The organism is Cobetia sp. Ld8, assembly GCF_045066615.1.
Classification (GTDB): Bacteria; Pseudomonadota; Gammaproteobacteria; order Pseudomonadales; family Halomonadaceae; genus Cobetia; species Cobetia amphilecti.
Genome location: NZ_JBISHF010000007.1, coordinates 1,131,789 through 1,149,215, shown reverse-complemented (window position 1 = coordinate 1,149,215; position 17,427 = coordinate 1,131,789). Strand labels below are relative to the sequence as shown.

The window sequence follows — 17,427 nt, the reverse complement described above, 5'->3', positions numbered from 1 at the left end:
ATACGTCTTTCGCGAGATGGACCCCCAAGGAGCAGGAACATGCAATTTTCCCCGCGAGATGACCAGGCGTTCCATGGTCTGTTCACCTTCAAGAATTCCGATCACGCCATCCAGCGTTTTCCCTTCCCGTTCCCGGAAGATGAGTACCGTTACTCGGTCAATATCGAGCCGCATACCTTGCCCGGCAAGCCGGGTTCCATCACCGAGCACATGCTGGATATCGATGAGCACTATCTGAGCGAGATCGCCGAGCGTGAGCGGGTGCTGGCCAAGGACCCCAGACGCTGTCTGGTGATGCCGCACATGCAGCCGGCCGCCTGGGACTTCCTGGAATTCGTGATGACGCATTACGCCAGGGACTATCCCGAGGCCTTCAGTTTCGAGCGCGACGGCGATGACTGCGTGTGGCGCAACCATCTGCTGGGGCTGGAGCAGGCCTTTTGCATGGGTGATGACGCCAGCCTGCCATTGCCGCCGCTGGACTATATCGGCCGTCAGATGCAGGGCGATATCGCGCTGCTCGACCAGCGCGACGGTGACCTGTTCATGGATGCCGGCATGATCACCTGCCCGGCGGACTGGTCACTGGCCTTCGATGCTGGCATGAGTTTCAAGCAGTGGCATGGCCCGGTGCCGCTGGCGCATGAGATGGGCGTGTTCGATCGCGCGCTCAAATACCTGTGCGCCATCCAGGTCGGCGGGCCGGTGCGGCGTCTGAACTGGACCATGACCATCCATCCGCGCATGGACAGCTCCCCGGAGACCTATGCCGAGTGGGGCAGTGATCGCACCACCATCACGCCAGAGAATGCTGGCCGTGATGTGCATCTGCGGGTCGAGCTGCAGACGTTGGTGCGCATGCCGCGCAGTCATGCGCTGTTCTTCGGGATCCGCACCTATCTGATCAGTCTGGAAGACCTGTGTACCAACCCGGTCTGGCAGACGCGGCTGTTGAAGGTGCTGAAGACCCTGCCGCCGGAGCTGATCGACTACAAGGGACTGACACGCTATCTGCCCAGCGTGCTCGAGTGGCTGGAAGCCCGCGAGGCAAGTGTCGCGGCCAACGCCGAAGCGACGGCGCAGGCAGCGGTCTAGGCCACGCTCTCGGCAAGCCGCTTCTGGCAAACAGCTTCTGGCAAACCGCTCTCCTGATAAAGAGCTCCTGATAAAGAGCTCCTGATAAAGAGCTCCTGATAAAGAGCTCCTGATAAAGAGCTCTTGGCAAACAACTCTCGGCGCCGAGGGCGTGATATGGAATGGATCGCAAGCCACTGTCCACAGCGCTTGCGGATAACAACAAAGGGGAAACGCTGGTGAATATCGATGTGCTGCAACTCAGCTACGCGCTGGATACGTTCTACTTCCTGATGTGTACCGCATTGGTCATGTTCATGGCCTGCGGCTTCGCGATGCTGGAATCCGGGCTGGTACGCTCCAAGAATACCGTCGAGATCCTGACCAAGAATGCGCTGCTCTACGGCATCGCCTGTCTGGTGTTCCTGGTGGTGGGCTACAACGTGATGTATCCCGGTGACAACGCCATCAGCAGCGTGATTCCGGGGCTGTCGTTCATGCTCGGTGCTGACAATAGCCTCAGCGACATCAGTGCCGGCGAAGGCGCCGCCTATTACTCCAGCATGGCGGACTTCATCTTCCAGGCGGTGTTTGCCGCCGCGACCATGTCCATCGTCTCGGGGGCCGTGGCAGAGCGCATGCGCCTGTGGCCGTTCCTGATCTTCGCGGTGGTGATGGTCGCGGTCATCTATCCGGTGGAAGGTTACTGGAAGTGGGGCGGCGGTTTCCTGGATGCGATGGGCTATCAGGACTTCGCGGGCTCGGTGGTCGTGCACATGGCGGGCGCGGCGGCGGCATTGGCGGCGGTATTGCTGGTCGGTCCGCGCAAGGGGCGCTATGGCGCGGACGGCAAGGTACGTGCCATCCCGGGCGCCAATTTGCCGATCGCCATGCTGGGCATGTTCATCCTGTGGATGGGCTGGTTCGGCTTCAATGGCGGTTCGATGCTCAAGATCGCCAGTCTCGATGATGCCAACAGCGTGGCGCGTATCTTCGTCAACACCAATGCCGCGGCCTCTGCGGGCATGGTGGCCGCGGCGCTGCTGTCACGCGCCATGTTCGGCAAGACCGACATGACCATGGTGATGAACGGTGCTCTGGCCGGTCTGGTCTCGATCACCGCCGAACCGTTGCTGCCGTCTGCCGGCCTTGCGGTACTGGTCGGCGCGGTGGGCGGCATCATCGTGGTGCTGTCGGTGGTGGGGCTTGATCGCCTCAAGATCGATGACCCGGTCGGTGCCATCTCAGTACACGGCTCCGCAGGCCTGTGGGGCATCATGGCGGTGCTGTTCTCCAATCCGGAGGCGGACTTCGGCACCCAGATCCTGGGCACGCTGATTATCTTCGCCTGGATGTTCGGCGCAAGCTTCGTGGCGCTGCTGGTGATCAAGAAGGTCTGTGGTGGCCTGCGTGTCAGTGAGGAAGAAGAACTGGAAGGCATGGACATGCATGAATGCGGCATGGGCGCCTACCCGGAATTCGTCAACATGTCCTCGCCGTCACAGGGGGAAGTCAATGTGTCCGGGCACGCCGGCAAGGCGAGCACAGCGGCCTCGGCTGCGGTGCTCAAGGGGGCAACGCGCTGAGCCCGCACTCCAGGTGCTGGAGTCTCATAGTCTGATGATTCAGAGGCGCAGAATTTGATGACTCAGAGCGTGATGCGCCCCGCCAGCATCTGATACGAGAAGGCCCGCCAATTGGCGGGCCTTCTCGTGTTCCAGGGCGAACGGAGGGCGAACGGCGGGGGAAAGGTGAGGAATGGTGGGCAAAGGATAGGAACAGCAGGCGGAAACAAGAGGGATGATGAAGGGCCCGGGATGAACAAGCCGCGATCAGACGGACACGGCGTCAACGGCGGTGCAGGCCACCCAGCTCATGATTGATATGGCGGGCGCAGTCCATCAGCGCGCCGCGCAACAGCAGGCGCCGGCGCTCATCGGCCATCATCGCATCAGGGCCCGAGATATTGATGGCGCCGACCAGATGGCCGGTGTGGTCATACAGTCCCGTGGCGATGGCGGTGGCGTAGTCAGAGCGGCTCTCCACCCACCCCTGGCGGCGGGCCTCCTCGATGGCATCCTTCAGGGCAGGCAGATTCTGGGGTGCCGGCGGTGGGTAGTCATCCAGGCGAATCTGGCGGTAGAGCTGCTGCAGTTCATCCTCGCCCAGCACCGTGAGCAGAATGCGCCCCATGGCGCTGACATGACACGGCAGGCGGGAACCGATGGGGATGTTGACCGACATGCGCTGTGCGGCGAAGGCGCGGTAGAGATAGATGGCGTCCGTGCCCTCGCGAACGCTCAAGTGGCACGACATGGTGGTCTGGTCGCGCAGGGTGTCCAGGTGGGGGGCGACCACCTCGACCAGGTCACGACTGGCCAGATAGCTGAAGCCCAACGAGATGACCTGTGGCCCCAGTTCATAGGTATTGCGGGCGATCTTCTTGAGATAGCCCATGTCGGTGAGGGTAATGACGATGCGGTAGATGGCCGAGTTGCTGGTGCCCAGCTCCTCGGCGAAGTCGTTGGTGGTCAGCACCTTGCGACTGCTGCTGAACATCTCGAGGATTCTCAGCCCGCGAAACAGCGCCGGCACGGTGTAATCGTTCTCGCGTGATGCCGCGAGCGAGGAAAGCGCTGTCGGGGCGCTCGCGACATCTTGCCCGCTGGAAAGCGACACTTGGGAATCGGACATACCTGGTTCCTTTGGCAACGTACGACAGGCGGTTGGCGAAACGCAGCGTCCCCGGCGCGGCCTGTGGGGCAGGCAGCGACGGGGAGCGGGTGATAAAGCGAGAGGCATCCGCGGGCGGATGCCGATGTCGCGCCGCAATCGCTAGTCGTGATGATGGGCCAGCAGGGCAGCGGCTGTCACTTTCTCGCCGGAGTATTCGCGCATGGCATCGAGCATGACGCCCCATAGATAGTGGCTGGAGGCGATGTCGAACAGCAGGTGGAAGCAGGGACACGCAAGGCTCCCCGCATTGACGATGATGGCATTGGTGCGTGCCACCGAGGTCTGGGCGACGCTTCCCGGCGGGAAGGCTTCGCTGCGCAGATCCACCCCACACAGCTTGGCCATCAGGGCGGGCAGGGTGCTGCCGCTCAGGCTGAACCAGGCGTGGGAATCACGCCGTGGCAGGGAATGCACGCGCATGCCCTGGACCAGCGCTTCATCCGCCTGTGCGATGAGCGGCAGCTCGGCCACGCCCGCCTGTGGGCTGATGGCCGGCGCCAGGTGCAGAAACTCACCCACTGACAGCCTGACCAGCCAGCTGCCATCTGACTGAAGCGTTGCCGCATTGGGCGTGCCCGGCACCGTGAAACCCAGCGTGGCCAGCCAGTCGGCGGCGTCGCGGCCGCGCACTCCTGCGCGACCCAATGCGGTCATGTCGGCGAGCGCACAGTGACTGAGGGCCGCCGTCGAGACATCTGCCGTCGCGGTCGTCATCGGGCTGACCAGGCTCTCGGGCAGTGGACAGCGTGCCAACGCCGTGGCGCCGCCCAGCGTGTTCGTCATGGTTGTCGTCATCTCACAGCTCCTGGCGGGCAGACTCGGGATCGAAGAAGGGCAATGCGACGACGTCGGCCTGGACCAGTACGTCGCCCTGCGTGCGGATGGTGATCTTGCTGTCGGGCGTACTGCTGTCGAGTCCGGCGTAGGCCAGGCCGATGATGGCACCCAGCGTCGCGCTGTACTCGCACGAGGTCACGTTGCCGGTGATGTCGCCGCCGGGCTTGGCGGCGTCTGCGCTCTGCTCACCTCCGCTGAGCACCAGCTGACCTTCCAGCGGTTGCGGGCTGTCCTTGGGCAGCATGAAGCCGACCAGCTTGCGGGTCTGAGGCTGGGCGGCAAGGATCTCGATCGCCCGTCGCCCGACGCAGAAGGGCTTCTTGTGGCTGACCGCCCACTCAAGACCAATCTCACCGGGATGGCTCATGCCATCGGTGTCCTGACCGATGATGATATGGCCTTTCTCCAGACGCAGCAGACGCTGGGCCTCGACACCGAAGGGGCGGATATCGGCCTGCTCGCCTGCCAGCATCAGCAGGTCCCACAGTGCTTCGCCGAAACGGCTCGGCACATGGATCTCGTAGCCCAGCTCACCGACGAAGCCGACCCGCAGCAGGCGTGCCGGTATGCTGCCGGTGGTGCCCAGCAGCTCGGTCTCGATGTGGCCGGTGCGTAGTTCCAGATAGGGGAAGGCCTGGGGGCTCAGGTCGATATCGCGACACACCTTGCTCAGCACCTCGCGGGCTCGGGGGCCGGCCAGATTGACGGCGCACCAGGCCGTGGTGACGTTGGTGATATCGACATCCAGCCGCCACTGGGCATTCCACTTCAGCATCTGCTGATAGACCCGGTCCACGCCGCTGGTGGTGGCGGTGACATAGAAGTGTTCCTCACCGAGGCGACACGACACGCCGTCATCGATGATCACGCCTTGCTCGTTGGCCATGGTGGCGTAGCGCGTACGCCCCACCGGCTGCTTGAGGAAGGCGAAGGTGTAGAGGCGGTTGAGCAGTTCGGCGGCGTCCGGCCCGCGCAGCTCGATGCCCCCCAGGGTCGAGACATCGATCAGGCCCACGCCATTGCGCACGGCCAGTGCCTCGTTCTGCATGGCGTCATTGCGCTCTTCCGGGCGGCCATAGAAGGCCGGGCGCGCCCAGTGGCCGGCCGGCATCATGGTGGCGCCCAGATCCAGATGGCGCTGATGCATCGGTGTCTGGCGGTAGGGGTCGAAACTGCGACCGGCCAGCAACGGCAGCGGTTCGGCCACGAAGGGCGGGCGCGCGGTGGTCACGCCGGTCTCGCTGACGGTGCGCTGGGTGGCTTCGGCGACCAGACGCGCGGCCGGCAATGCCGAATGACGGCCCTGGGAGGGGCCCATGCCCAGCGTCGAGAAGCGCTTGACCAGCTGGATGTCGCGATAGCCGTGGCGGGTGGCATTGAGGATGTCGCGAATCTGCAGGTCTTCATCCAGATCGACGAATTCCTTGCCCTTGGGGTGCGCGAACAGCGGCCAGCCATGCTGACGGGAGGGGCGTGACGGCGTGATGGCTGCCGGCTCATTCGCCTCAAGCGTGACATCCACGTCCTTGCCTGCGGCGGCCAGCCCGGCCAGTGCAGACCTGGCGGCACGCTGGCCGTCGGCCATCACGTCCTTGAGGTGATAGAGGCCATTGGCGGAGCCCGCCATGTGCAGGTGCGCCGGCAGGCCGCTGAGGCTGAAGCGTGCATCGTCATCCAGATAGGACAGCTTGGCGCCCGCCTGGCAGGCCAGCTGATAGACCGGCATGTAGCCCGCCGTCATGCAGACCAGATCACAGGGGATCACATCCCCCTCGGCGGCCAGTTCGCCGCGCGCGACGATCCTGCGTACCTCGACGCCCGTGACGTGATGCAGCGACTTCTCCGCCTGCGCTTCATAGATGGCGTGCTCGAGCTTCAGGGCGATGCCACAGTGACGGACGGCATCGGCCAGACTTTCATCATCGGGCTGGGCGCGCATGTCGAGCAGGGCGACGATGTTGACGCCGTGTTCCATCAGGTCCAGCGCCGCCAGATAGCCATCATCGCTGCCGGTGATCACCACCCCTTGCTTGCCCGGCAACACGCCATAGTGCTGCATCAGGCGCTGGGCGGCACTGGCGAGCATGATGCCCGGCAGGTCGTTGTTGCGAAATACCACCGGCTGGTCGAAGGCACCGCTGGCGAGAATGCACTCCTTGGCCCGCACCTTGTAGAGGCGCTTGCCGCGGATCACCGGCAGGTAGTTGTCCGTGAACCAGGCATTGCAGGTCGCCTCGGTCATCACGTCGATGCGCGGATGCGCCGTGACGGCCGCGCCGAGACGCTCAAGCGTCTGGCTGGCCTCATGTCCTTCGGCATCGAAGCGTGCGTAGGTCAAGGCACCGCCGAGCAGACGGCCCTGTTCGACCAGCAGCACGCTCGCGCCGCCCTCGGCCGCCTCAAGTGCGGCCGTCATGCCGGCCGGGCCGGCGCCTACCACCACCACGTCGTGGAACAGATAGGCCTTGTCGTGATAGTCGCCGCGCACGTCCAGATTCAGCGTGCCGAGCCCGGCCTTGCGACGAATCAGCGGCTCCCAGTACTTCCAGACGCCCTTGGGCTTGTAGAAGGCGCGGTAATAGAAGCCCACCGGCATGAATTTCGAGAACTTGCCCAGGCGCATGTCGCGGTCGTTGTCCAGGCTGCCAGAGACGTTCTGGGCGGTGACTTCAAGCCCCGGGCTGATCTGGCGCTCATCGCCCAGCACGTTGGGCTCATCCGGCAATTGCACCAGGGTGTTGGCATCCTGGCCGGCGAAGGTCAGGGCGCCACGCGGGCGGTGATACTTGAAGGAGCGCGACAGCAGCCAGCGGCCATTGGCGGCCAGGGCACTGGCGATGGTGTCGCCGGCAAAGCCCTGATAGCTCTTGCCGTCGAAGCTGAAGGTCACGGGCGTGTCACGGTCGATCAGTCGGCCCATCGGGGCCGGCAGACGTGCGCCTCGGGTCATGGGGACTCTGGCGTTCATGCGCGTTCTCCCGAGCTATCCTTGGTGTGCAGTGGGAACTCCACGCGCTGGGTGAAGCGCTCGGAGGGGTCGAAGGTGCGCAGGATCTCGTCGGTCACGGTGTGACGCTCGGCGAGGAACCAGTAGCTGGAGGCCGCGTGCATCCACCATTCGGTGACGACACCGGCGGTGTTGTCGCTGAAGAAGACGTAGTCGGCCCACTCGCGATCACTGCAGGTATCGGGGTCTGGCATGTCGGCAAGCTCGCCGCCATACACGAATTCGCTGATATTTCGGGGCCCATTGAGTGGGCAGGGCATGATCTTCATCGCGGAAATCCTTGACCGTTGTTCTTGTACATCCACCGTGGGGTGCGCATACCGGGGCAGTCATCGAGCCTTGTAGTTCGAGCCGCTGCGAGCCGTTGCGATCCATCGCGAGCCATCAGTGGCTGGCGGCAGTCGCGCCCATCTCGTTGACCTGACGGAAGCGCGCGAAGCGTTCCAGCGCAAAGGGGGCAATCAAATCCGGGGTCTTGCCGCCGGAGGCGACCAGCTCGGCCATGGTCTTGCCGCAGATCGGCGTCGCCTTGAAGCCCCAGGTGCCCCAGCCGGCATCCAGGTAGTAATTCTCGACGGGACTCTCGCCCATGATCGGGCTGTAGTCCGGCGTCATGTCGGTCGTGCCCGCCCATTGGCGCATCAGGCGGGCCTGGGACAGGAAGGGGAACATCTCCAGCGCCGCGGCGATCAGGCTTTCCTTGAGGTCCAGCGTCGAGCGGGTGTTGTAGAGCGGATAGGGGTCGGAGCCACCGCCGAACACCACCTCGCCACGGCTGGTCTGCTGCACGTAGCAGTGCAGGGCCGAGGAGCTGACGAGCGGATCGAGGAACGGCTTGAACGGCTGGGTGACCATCGCCTGCAGCGGGTAGCTGATGATGGGCATGGTGAAGCCGGCCTTGCTGGCGAGTACCGAGCTATGCCCGGCCACCGCCTGCACCACGCAGCCGCACTGCACGGTGCCGCGATTGGTCTTCACGGCGCGGATCTTGCCGCCTTCGACCACCAGGTCCTGCACCACGGTGAGCTGGTGGATCTCGACGCCACGCTTGGCGGCTTCCTTGGCGTAACCCCAGGCGACCGCATCATGCCGCGCGGTGGCGCCATCGATGTGCCACAGGCCCGCCATGACCGGCAGGTGGCCGGGGTCCAGATTCAGGGTCGGTACCAGCTCTCGGATCTGCTGGCGATCCAGCATCTCGGTGCGCCCGCCGAAGTGGGTGTTGACCTCGGCACGCTGGCGGAAGGCGCGCACGGTGGAATCGGTGTGCGCGAGGGTCAGCTGGCCGCGTTCCGAATACATGATGTTGTAGTCGAACTCGTTGGACAGTCCCTGGAACATGCGCACCGATTCGCTGTAGAAGCGCACGCCTTCCGGCGTCAGGTAGTTGGAGCGAATCACCGCGGTGTTGCGCGCGGTGTTGCCACTGCCCAGGTAGGCCTTTTCCAGCACGGCGATATTGGTGATGCCGTGATACTTGGCCAGATAGTAGGCGGTGGCCAGGCCGTGCCCGCCGCCGCCGATGATGACCACGTCGTAGCGGGACTTCAGCTCCGTGGGCGGGGGGAGGTCGACTTCGGCCGGATACTCGGAGGACAGGCCGTACTTGAGCAGGGAAAAGGGCATCGGTGACTCCCGGTACGCGCAAACGTACCTCTAGTGGTTCAGGCCGACTGGCGACGCGCGGCAGTCAGAGTGTTGGCGAGCAGGCAGGCGATGGTCATCGGGCCGACGCCCCCCGGGACAGGCGTGATGGCGCCGGCGATCTTGCTGACCGCAGCGAAGTCCACGTCCCCGACCAGGCGGGTGCGTGCCTTGCCGGTGGGGCTTTGCTCGGCGGACTGCGCGATGCGATTGATGCCCACATCGATGACCACGGCGCCGGGCTTGATCCAGTCGGCGCTGATCATGTTCGGGCGCCCGACCGCGGCGACCACGATATCGGCCTGGCGACAGAGTTCGGCGGGATTCTGGCTGCGCGAGTGCAGCTGGGTGACGCTGCAGTTGGCGGCCAGCAGCAGACTGGCCATCGGCTTGCCGACGATGTTGGAGCGGCCGATGATCACCGCATGCAGCCCGGAAAGGTCACCGCCGCGTTCGGCAAAGGTATCGCGCAACAGGCGCATGCAGCCGGTGGGCGTGCAGGGCGCCAGGGCATCGGCGCCCTGCACCAGCGCCCCGACGTTCATGCGATGGAAGCCGTCGACGTCCTTGGCGGGGTCGATGGCCTCCAGCACCGCGTCTTCCTGGATATGCGCCGGCAGCGGCAGCTGGACGAGGATGCCATGCACCTCGGGGTCTGCATTGAGTCTGGCGACCAGCGCCAGCAACTCGGCTTCGCGGGTCTCGCTGGGCAGCACGTGCTCGAAGGACTGCATGCCACACTCGACGGTGCGCTTGAGCTTGTTGCGCACATACACCTGGCTTGCCGGGTCTTCGCCGACCAGCACGACGGCAAGCCCCGGTATCACGCCCTGTTGCGCGAGGCTTGCGACCTCTGCCGTGACTTCCTTGAGCAGTCGCGCCGAGGCGGCCTTGCCATCGATCACGGCGGCGGTGGGCTGTGCGAGTGTCTCGTCCGCGCTCGCGGTGGGTGTCGCTTGGGTATTCATGACTGCGCTTCCTCCCTTGGGTGACGGCCGATGATTCACACGTGGTCTGTCTTGCAGGCTTGTGCGACGCCTTGCTTGAGGACTTGTTTGAAGTCTTACTTGAAGATCACGGTGCGATCATTGGCGAGGAAGACGCGGTGTTCGATGTGATAGCGCACGGCATTGGTCAGTGCCTGGGTCTCGGTATTGCGGCCCGCTGCGACCAGATCTTCCGGGGCGAAGTTGTGTTCGACCCGCTGTACGGCCTGATCGATGATCGGCCCTTCGTCGAGATCCGCGGTGACATAGTGAGCGGTGGCCCCGATCAGCTTGACCCCGCGGGCATGGGCCTGGTGATAGGGCTTGGCACCCTTGAAGCCAGGCAGGAAGGAGTGGTGGATGTTGATGGCGCGCCCGGCCAGCTTCTGGCACAGCTCATCGGAGAGAATCTGCATGTAGCGCGCCAGCACCACCAGCTGAGTGCCGGTCTCGTCGACGATGTCCATCAGGGCCGCTTCCTGGCGCGCCTTGGTGTCCTTGGTGATCGGCAGGTAGACGAAGCGGATGCCTTCGCGCTCGACCATCGGGCGCAGGTCGAGGTGATTGGAGACCACCGCGGTGATCCGCATGTCCAGCTCACCCTTGCGGTAGTGATAGAGCAGGTCGTCCAGGCAGTGGTCGAACTTGGAGACCATGATCAGCACCGGCATCTTGTCCTGGCCACCGTGGATCTGCCATTGCATCTCGAAGGGAGCCGCCACGTCCTCGAAGGCCTGACGCATCTGGGCGATATCGCCTTCGACGCCTTCATTGAAGCGGAAGCGGGCGCGGAAGAAGAACTGCCCCTTGTCCTCATCATCGTATTGCGCCAGCTCACTGATGTAGCACTCATGGGTGGTCAGGAAGGTGGTGATGGCCGCCACGATGCCGGACGTCGCCGGGCAGCTGATGGTGAGAATGAAGTGATCGTCTGAGGTGCAGGTCGCGTGAGGCATTCTGGGCTCCGATGTCGGCAGAGAGGCATTGTTGTTGTGATGTGAAGAATGTCATTCACTGACGTGGCTGCGGCTCGGTTATTTCCTGTCAGTGACTTAATTTTCTTCTCAAGTAAATAACAATGTTTTTCTGGCGCTGGGTCAAGCCTGATCGACGCGCCGGCCGGCGTTAGCGCTCATGAAATTAAGACAATCATTCACTGATGAATTTTTCCGCTTTGGGAGAGTGCGGCGCAGGGCAAGGCCATGCGGCGGACGAGGGTGGGACAGGTGTCAGATGAGACACGCTCGTCTCGGGATGGCTACAACTTTTGGATAAGGTGAAAGAAATCGTCATGTCAGGGATCGACAATTGCGAGCTTGAATATCAACACGTTAGTGTCTGCTCATGACAAACCTCGAGGGACGCCCTCCAGGACTCGCTATTCATGCAAGATGACGAGGTAGACACGATGCGCAAGTTGACGATCGCAGCACTGATGGTGGCCAGCATGGCCGGTTCCTCCGTGGCACTGGCCGGCAATCCGACGCTTGAGGCTCACAAGGACAGCGCCAAGACTCAGTACTCCCAGTCCAAGAACAGCGCCAAGTCCCAGTACAGCCAGTCCAAGAACAGCGCCAAGTCATCTGCCAAGTCTGCCGCCCAGTCCCACAAGGCCACGGCAAGCAGCAAGGCGTCGGCCAGGACATCACACGCCAGCCAGGCGGCCAAGTCAGCCAAGTCCAGTGCCAGCAACAAGGCGAGCGATACTCAGTCTCGTTACCAGAAGAAGAACTACGCCGACGTGCTCAAGAACGAGCGCCACTGAGGCATGACATCGCTGCCTGATGGCAGCTGAATGTCCCGGATGATGAAAGCCCCCCGCAGCCTTTGGTTGCTGGGGGCTTTTGCGTTTCGGCCTCTTTTGTTCAGATCCTGTCTCCAGACGCTGTGGCCAAGCCCTTTGCGTCAGGCCCTCGTCTCCAAGCCCTTTGCTTCAAGCTCTCGGATCAGCGCCATGCCCTCTGGCTCACGATGGCAGGGTGTAAAGAGCGAGTGGATATCAGCGTTCTCGAAAGCGCGACCTTCAAGACGTGCTGGGTGTCTGTCAGGCAAGACAGCTTCATCGCGTAGCGAAGTGCTCAGCTCGCCATCTTCAAATGAACGTCAATCAGCGGGGGAGAAGGCCACGATAGCGGGGCATCACGGGGCCTGTCGGCCTCGGCGCGAGCCGTTATCGGAAAATACATATGGAAATTCATATTTTCAGATAATCGTGAAAGTCGCCTTGTCACGCTCGCTCCAGGGCGTTGTCTTTGGACTGTCATGCGAGCGCATCACGTTCGCAATGCAAGCGTCATCCAATCTTCATACGAAGCGCCTACTTTACATCCGCAGCTGGATCTCGGTTCGAACGAAAAAAACTCAAGGGGCAGGGAATATGAAGACGCTTGGCTTGGTGGTAGGCGCGATGATGCTGGTTCCTTCGATGGCGCAGGCGGCGTTCAGTCTGGATAGCCGTTACAACGACGCCGATGGGGATCTGGTGGCGGATATTCCGACGGATGCCTCACAGCTCAAGGACCCGAGCACGCTGGTATTTGCCTATACGCCGGTGGAAGACCCGGCGGTCTATGCCGATGCCTGGTCTGACTTTCTGGATTACCTGGCCGAGAAGACCGGCAAGAAGGTGCAGTTCTTCCCGGTGCAGTCCAACGCCGCCCAGATCGAAGCCATGCGTGCGGGGCGTCTGCATATTGCCGGCTTCAATACCGGTTCCAACCCGCTGGCCGTGGCCTGTGCCGGCTATCGCCCGTTCACCATGATGGCGGCGGCGGATGGCAGCTACGGCTACGAGATGGAAATCATCACCTACCCGGGTTCCGGCATCGACAAGGTCGAGGACATCAAGGGCAAGGAAATGGCCTTCACCTCCGAGACCTCCAACTCCGGCTTCAAGGCACCGTCTGCCATCCTCAAGGCCGATTACGACATGGTCGCCGGCACTGATTTCACGCCGGTGTTCTCCGGCAAGCATGACAATTCCATCCTCGGCGTCGCCAACCACGATTACGTCGCTGCTGCCGTTGCCAATTCGGTGATGGGGCGCATGGAAGATCGCGGCGTGATCGAGGCGGACCAGATCAAGACGCTCTATACCTCGCAGACCTTCCCGACCACCAGCTACGGCGTCGCCTATAACCTGACGCCGGAGCTGCAGGCCAGGATCAAGGACGCCTTCATGAGCTTCCCCTGGGAAGGCTCCTCACTGGCAGCGGAGTTCTCCGAGTCCGGTGAAGCGAAATTCGTGCCGATCTCCTTCCAGAAGGAGTGGGAAGTCATCCGCAAGATCGATGACGCCAACAACGTTCAATACAACTGCCGCTGAACCCCGCAAGAGGGATCAGGCAGTGACATGACGGGCGTAACGCGACCTCCCGAATTGATGCCATATGTGGCTGGCCGGGAGGTCGTGAAGGGCCAGCACCCTGAACGCCAGTGCCGCCAGTCTGGAATATTGGCTTATATGGATCAGTGAATGTTGTCGGGTGGCGTCGCCAGCTGATGATATCTGTCCCGCGCGCGAGGCGGGGGGCAGACCAGAGAACACACGGGAGAAGGGAATGAAGCGTCTTGGATGGTGGTTGGGTTCATTGCTGTTGGTGCCGACGCTGGCGCAAGCGCAGTTCAGTCTGGGCGAACGCTACAGCGATGCCGATGGCGACATGGTGGCGGATATCCCCACGGACCCCGCCGAACTGAAGGACCCCGCCACCCTGGTATTTGCCTACACCCCAGTGGAAGACCCGGCAGTCTACGCCGATGCCTGGTCTGATTTTCTGGAGTATCTGGCCGAGAAGACCGGCAAGAAGGTGCAATTCTTCCCGGTGCAGTCCAACGCCGCCCAGATCGAGGCCATGCGTGCCGGCCGTCTGCAGATTGCCGGCTTCAATACCGGTTCCACCCCGCTGGCGGTGGCCTGTGCCGGTTTTCGTCCCTTCACCATGATGGCCGCGGACGATGGCTCCTTCGGTTACGAGATGGAAATCATCACCTATCCGGGCTCCGGGATCGACAAGGTCGAGGACATCAAGGGCCGCGAGATGGCCTTCACCTCCGAGACCTCCAATTCCGGCTACAAGGCACCGTCGGCGATTCTGAAGTCCGACTACGGCATGGTCGCCGGTACCGATTTCACCCCCGTGTTTTCCGGCAAGCATGACAACTCGGTACTCGGTGTCGCGAACAAGGATTACCCGGCCGCCGCGATCGCCAACAAGGTCGCCCGTCGCATGGAGCAGCGCGGTGTGATCAAGCCCGAGCAACTCAAGACGCTGTATACCTCCCAGACCTTCCCGACCACCAGCTACGGCATGGCGCACAACCTGACGCCGGAGCTGCAGGAGAAGATCAAGGACGCCTTCAGAACCTTCCCGTGGGAAGGCTCGTCACTGGCAGAAGAATTCACGCCGGTGGGGGAAACCCGGTTCATTCCGATTTCCTTCAAGAAGGAGTGGGAAGTCATCCGCAAGATCGACGCGGCGAACAACGTTCAATACCACTGCCGTTGATCGGCAGGGTCGGGAGTCAAACGTGCTGAAACTAGAGAAAGTCACCAAGACCTACAAGACGGGTGATCTGGCGCTCAATGCCGTCAGTCTTGAGGTACCGGCAGGGCAGGTGGTCGGGTTGATCGGCCCGTCAGGGGCGGGCAAGTCGACCTTGATCCGCTGCATCAACCGGCTGGTCGAGCCGACCTCCGGCGAGATCAGTCTGGCCGGCGAGTCCCTGACGGGCCTCAAGGGGAGCGACCTGCGCCGCGTCCGTCGGCGTATCGGGATGATCTTCCAGGAATATGCACTGGTCGAGCGTCTGACGGTGATGGAGAACGTGCTGTCAGGCCGACTGGGCTATGTCTCGTACTGGCGCTCGCTGTTGCGTCGTTATCCGGCGGCAGACGTGCAGCAGGCGTTTGCATTGCTGGAGCGGGTGGGGCTTGCGGGGCGTCACGACAAGCGCGCCGATGAGCTGTCGGGCGGGCAGCGTCAGCGAGTCGGCATCGCGCGGGCACTGGAGCAGAATCCGGAGCTGTTGCTGGTCGATGAGCCGACCGCCTCACTGGACCCCAAGACCTCGCGCCAGATCATGCGTCTGATCCAGGGCATGTGCCGCGAGCGTGGCCTGCCGGCGATCATCAACATCCACGATGTGATGCTGGCCCGCAACTTCGCGGACCGCCTGATCGGGCTGCGTGCCGGGGAAGTGGTCTTCGATGGCCCGCCGGACGCACTGACCGACGAGGTGCTGACCACCATCTATGGTGCCGAGGACTGGACGCAGCTCAATCCGGAAGAGGGCGCCGAGGAGGCGGCAGACGAACCGGCGGTGCGCCCGCAGGCACCGCGCGAGCAGATGGTGGCGGCGACATGACAACGCCAGCTCCCTCTTCCTCCACCATGCCGACCCGCTGGCAGCGTCCGCCGGTGATGTTCAAGCGTCGCTGGCATGCCTGGCTGTTCATGCTGTGTGCCATCGCCTATCTGGTGGTGGCAACCTCGACCATCGAGGTCGACTGGGCACGGGTCCAGGAAGGCATGATCCGCGGCTGGCGCTTCCTGCAGGGCTTTCTGGTCCCGGATTTCACGTCGCGCTGGCGTGATATCCAGCAAGGGCTGATAGAGAGCCTGACCATGACCTGGACCTCGACGCTGGCGGGCATTCTGATCTCGATTCCCATCGGGATCGGCGCAGCACGCAATCTGGCCCCGGCGCCGATCTATTTCCTGTGCCGCTCCATCATCACGCTGTCGCGCTCCTTCCAGGAAATCATCATCGCCATCCTGCTGGTGGCCATGTTCGGCTTCGGGCCCTTCGCGGGCTTTCTGACGCTGACGTTCGCCAGCATCGGCTTCGTCGCCAAGCTGCTGGCCGAGGAGATCGAAGCCTGTGAGGCCGTCCAGATCGAGGCGATTCGTGCCACCGGCGCCGGATGGTGGCAGGTGGTCAACTATGCCGTGCAGCCTCAGGTCATGCCGCGCCTGATCGGCTTGTCGCTCTACCGCCTCGATATCAATTTCCGTGAGTCCTCGGTGATCGGCATCGTCGGCGCGGGCGGGATCGGCGCGACACTCAATACGGCGATCGATCGCTACGAATACGATTCCGCCGGCGCCATCCTGATCATGATCATCGCCATCGTGCTGGTGGTGGAATATTCCTCTTCCTATATCCGTCGGTGGGTGCAATGACAGTCATGACAGACAGTTCCTCGTCTCACGCCCCTGTCTGGCAGCGTTCTTCGTCGCGTCAGCGCCTGGTGAAGTGGGTTGGCCTGTTCTGGCTGGTGGCGTTCAGCGTCTACTGCTGGCAGGTGATGAATGAAGACACCATCTGGGCCTTCGTGGAGGATGCGCCCGCCCAGGCGGCCGATATCGGCGGACGCATGTTCCCGCCTGAGTGGAGCTACCTGGGGCGCTTGTGGCAGCCGCTGTGGGACACCCTCAACATGGCGACGCTGGGTACCGTGCTCGGCGTGATCATGGCCGTGCCGGTCGCCTTCCTCGCCGCCAGCAACACCACGCCGAGCGTGCGCTTCATCCGTCCGCTGGCGCTTTTGATCATCGTGGCCTCGCGTTCGATCAACTCGCTGATCTGGGCGCTGCTGCTGGTCGCCATCATCGGCCCGGGGCTGCTGGCGGGGGTGATCGCCATCGGGCTGCGCTCTATCGGCTTCGTCGCCAAGCTGCTCTACGAAGCCATCGAGGAGATCGATGAGCGTCAGGTCGATGCCGTGCGTGCCACCGGTGCCTCGGGGCTGCAGGTGATGAACTACGCCGTGGTGCCGCAGATTCTGCCGGCCTTCTGGGGCATCAGCGTGTTCCGCTGGGACATCAATATCCGCGAGTCGACGATTCTGGGACTGGTCGGGGCCGGTGGACTGGGGCTCAATCTGCAGTCCTCGCTCAATGTGCTGGCGTGGAACCAGGTCAGCATGATCTTCGTGGTGATCCTGTTTACCGTGATCGCCTCCGAGTGGGTCTCGGCCAAGGTGCGCCAGGCCGTGTTGTAACCTGGCCCATCCCCGGATCCAGATCCAGGCCCAGACCCAGACCCAGACCCTGAGGCATGTCCGCAACACGCGCAAAGCAAGACGCCAACACCTCTGTCGCGCGCAATGCGCACAGAGGTGTTGGCGTTCTGGTTGCG

Annotated in this window: 15 protein-coding genes; 8 read left to right on the top strand and 7 right to left on the bottom strand. The window is 63.0% G+C overall.

All coding sequences use genetic code 11. The features are described 5' to 3' along the window. Positions 1–39: 39 nt before the first annotated feature. Positions 40–1,095 carry a heme-dependent oxidative N-demethylase family protein gene (locus tag ACJJV2_RS09625; protein WP_405280351.1) on the top strand — a complete coding sequence of 352 codons (1,056 nt, stop codon included), beginning with the start codon at positions 40–42 and terminating at the stop codon, positions 1,093–1,095. Between the two features lie 218 nt (positions 1,096–1,313). Continuing rightward, positions 1,314–2,660, top strand: a complete 1,347-nt coding sequence (gene amt, locus ACJJV2_RS09620) for an ammonium transporter (protein ID WP_405280348.1) — start codon at positions 1,314–1,316, stop codon at positions 2,658–2,660. Between the two features lie 262 nt (positions 2,661–2,922). Here amt and ACJJV2_RS09615 read toward each other — a convergent pair whose 3' ends face one another. The 7 genes from ACJJV2_RS09615 to purU form a co-directional block, all read right to left on the bottom strand. Next, positions 2,923–3,768, bottom strand: a complete 846-nt coding sequence (locus ACJJV2_RS09615) for an IclR family transcriptional regulator (RefSeq protein WP_107334959.1) — start codon at positions 3,766–3,768, stop codon at positions 2,923–2,925. 141 nt (positions 3,769–3,909) lie between these two features. After that, positions 3,910–4,605: a hypothetical protein gene (locus ACJJV2_RS09610; RefSeq protein WP_405280344.1), complete on the bottom strand. Its 696-nt coding sequence runs from the start codon at positions 4,603–4,605 to the stop codon at positions 3,910–3,912. A 1-nt stretch (position 4,606) separates the two neighbouring features. Continuing rightward, the gene (locus ACJJV2_RS09605; protein ID WP_405280341.1) at positions 4,607–7,615 is read right to left on the bottom strand and encodes a 2Fe-2S iron-sulfur cluster-binding protein; all 3,009 of its coding nucleotides are present in this window, start codon (positions 7,613–7,615) and stop codon (positions 4,607–4,609) included. Continuing rightward, the gene (locus tag ACJJV2_RS09600) at positions 7,612–7,923 is read right to left on the bottom strand and encodes a sarcosine oxidase subunit delta (RefSeq protein WP_405280338.1); all 312 of its coding nucleotides are present in this window, start codon (positions 7,921–7,923) and stop codon (positions 7,612–7,614) included. The genes ACJJV2_RS09605 and ACJJV2_RS09600 overlap by 4 nt, the downstream gene beginning before the upstream one ends. 115 nt (positions 7,924–8,038) lie before the next feature. Further along, on the bottom strand, positions 8,039–9,280 hold the full coding sequence (locus ACJJV2_RS09595) for an FAD-dependent oxidoreductase (RefSeq protein WP_405280335.1): 1,242 nt from the start codon (positions 9,278–9,280) through the stop codon (positions 8,039–8,041). 38 nt (positions 9,281–9,318) lie between these two features. Next, the gene (folD, locus tag ACJJV2_RS09590) at positions 9,319–10,266 is read right to left on the bottom strand and encodes a bifunctional methylenetetrahydrofolate dehydrogenase/methenyltetrahydrofolate cyclohydrolase FolD (RefSeq protein ID WP_248378829.1); all 948 of its coding nucleotides are present in this window, start codon (positions 10,264–10,266) and stop codon (positions 9,319–9,321) included. A 95-nt stretch (positions 10,267–10,361) separates the two neighbouring features. Further along, positions 10,362–11,240 carry a formyltetrahydrofolate deformylase gene (gene purU, locus ACJJV2_RS09585; RefSeq protein ID WP_054555969.1) on the bottom strand — a complete coding sequence of 293 codons (879 nt, stop codon included), beginning with the start codon at positions 11,238–11,240 and terminating at the stop codon, positions 10,362–10,364. 452 nt (positions 11,241–11,692) lie between these two features. On the opposite strand from purU, the gene ACJJV2_RS09580 reads away from it, so the two are divergent. From ACJJV2_RS09580 to phnE (ACJJV2_RS09555), 6 genes are all read left to right on the top strand, one after another. Further along, entirely contained in the window at positions 11,693–12,049 is a 357-nt protein-coding gene (locus ACJJV2_RS09580) for a hypothetical protein (RefSeq protein WP_405280331.1), read from the top strand. Between the two features lie 612 nt (positions 12,050–12,661). Next, the gene (gene phnD / locus ACJJV2_RS09575; RefSeq protein ID WP_405280328.1) at positions 12,662–13,609 is read left to right on the top strand and encodes a phosphate/phosphite/phosphonate ABC transporter substrate-binding protein; all 948 of its coding nucleotides are present in this window, start codon (positions 12,662–12,664) and stop codon (positions 13,607–13,609) included. A gap of 235 nt (positions 13,610–13,844) precedes the next feature. Next, positions 13,845–14,792, top strand: a complete 948-nt coding sequence (phnD, locus tag ACJJV2_RS09570; protein ID WP_405280325.1) for a phosphate/phosphite/phosphonate ABC transporter substrate-binding protein — start codon at positions 13,845–13,847, stop codon at positions 14,790–14,792. 22 nt (positions 14,793–14,814) lie between these two features. Then, positions 14,815–15,651, top strand: a complete 837-nt coding sequence (phnC, locus tag ACJJV2_RS09565; RefSeq protein ID WP_405280322.1) for a phosphonate ABC transporter ATP-binding protein — start codon at positions 14,815–14,817, stop codon at positions 15,649–15,651. Continuing rightward, entirely contained in the window at positions 15,648–16,469 is an 822-nt protein-coding gene (phnE, locus tag ACJJV2_RS09560) for a phosphonate ABC transporter, permease protein PhnE (protein WP_192838129.1), read from the top strand. The genes phnC and phnE (ACJJV2_RS09560) overlap by 4 nt, the downstream gene beginning before the upstream one ends. 5 nt (positions 16,470–16,474) lie before the next feature. Then, positions 16,475–17,290, top strand: coding sequence for a phosphonate ABC transporter, permease protein PhnE (gene phnE, locus ACJJV2_RS09555; protein WP_405280318.1), 816 nt, complete (start codon positions 16,475–16,477; stop codon positions 17,288–17,290). The last annotated feature ends 137 nt before the right edge of the window (positions 17,291–17,427 follow it).

What these genes read in the sequence shown, in the direction of transcription:
- ACJJV2_RS09625 (WP_405280351.1), top strand. Translation starts at nt 40, where the DNA reads ATGCAATTTTCCCCGCGAGATGACCAGGCGTTCCATGGTCTGTTCACC.
- ACJJV2_RS09615 (WP_107334959.1), bottom strand. Translation starts at nt 3,768, where the DNA reads ATGTCCGATTCCCAAGTGTCGCTTTCCAGCGGGCAAGATGTCGCGAGC.
- ACJJV2_RS09610 (WP_405280344.1), bottom strand. Translation starts at nt 4,605, where the DNA reads ATGACGACAACCATGACGAACACGCTGGGCGGCGCCACGGCGTTGGCA.
- ACJJV2_RS09605 (WP_405280341.1), bottom strand. Translation starts at nt 7,615, where the DNA reads ATGAACGCCAGAGTCCCCATGACCCGAGGCGCACGTCTGCCGGCCCCG.
- ACJJV2_RS09600 (WP_405280338.1), bottom strand. Translation starts at nt 7,923, where the DNA reads ATGAAGATCATGCCCTGCCCACTCAATGGGCCCCGAAATATCAGCGAA.
- ACJJV2_RS09595 (WP_405280335.1), bottom strand. Translation starts at nt 9,280, where the DNA reads ATGCCCTTTTCCCTGCTCAAGTACGGCCTGTCCTCCGAGTATCCGGCC.
- folD (WP_248378829.1), bottom strand. Translation starts at nt 10,266, where the DNA reads ATGAATACCCAAGCGACACCCACCGCGAGCGCGGACGAGACACTCGCA.
- purU (WP_054555969.1), bottom strand. Translation starts at nt 11,240, where the DNA reads ATGCCTCACGCGACCTGCACCTCAGACGATCACTTCATTCTCACCATC.
- ACJJV2_RS09580 (WP_405280331.1), top strand. Translation starts at nt 11,693, where the DNA reads ATGCGCAAGTTGACGATCGCAGCACTGATGGTGGCCAGCATGGCCGGT.
- phnD (WP_405280328.1), top strand. Translation starts at nt 12,662, where the DNA reads ATGAAGACGCTTGGCTTGGTGGTAGGCGCGATGATGCTGGTTCCTTCG.
- phnD (WP_405280325.1), top strand. Translation starts at nt 13,845, where the DNA reads ATGAAGCGTCTTGGATGGTGGTTGGGTTCATTGCTGTTGGTGCCGACG.
- phnE (WP_192838129.1), top strand. Translation starts at nt 15,648, where the DNA reads ATGACAACGCCAGCTCCCTCTTCCTCCACCATGCCGACCCGCTGGCAG.
- phnE (WP_405280318.1), top strand. Translation starts at nt 16,475, where the DNA reads ATGACAGACAGTTCCTCGTCTCACGCCCCTGTCTGGCAGCGTTCTTCG.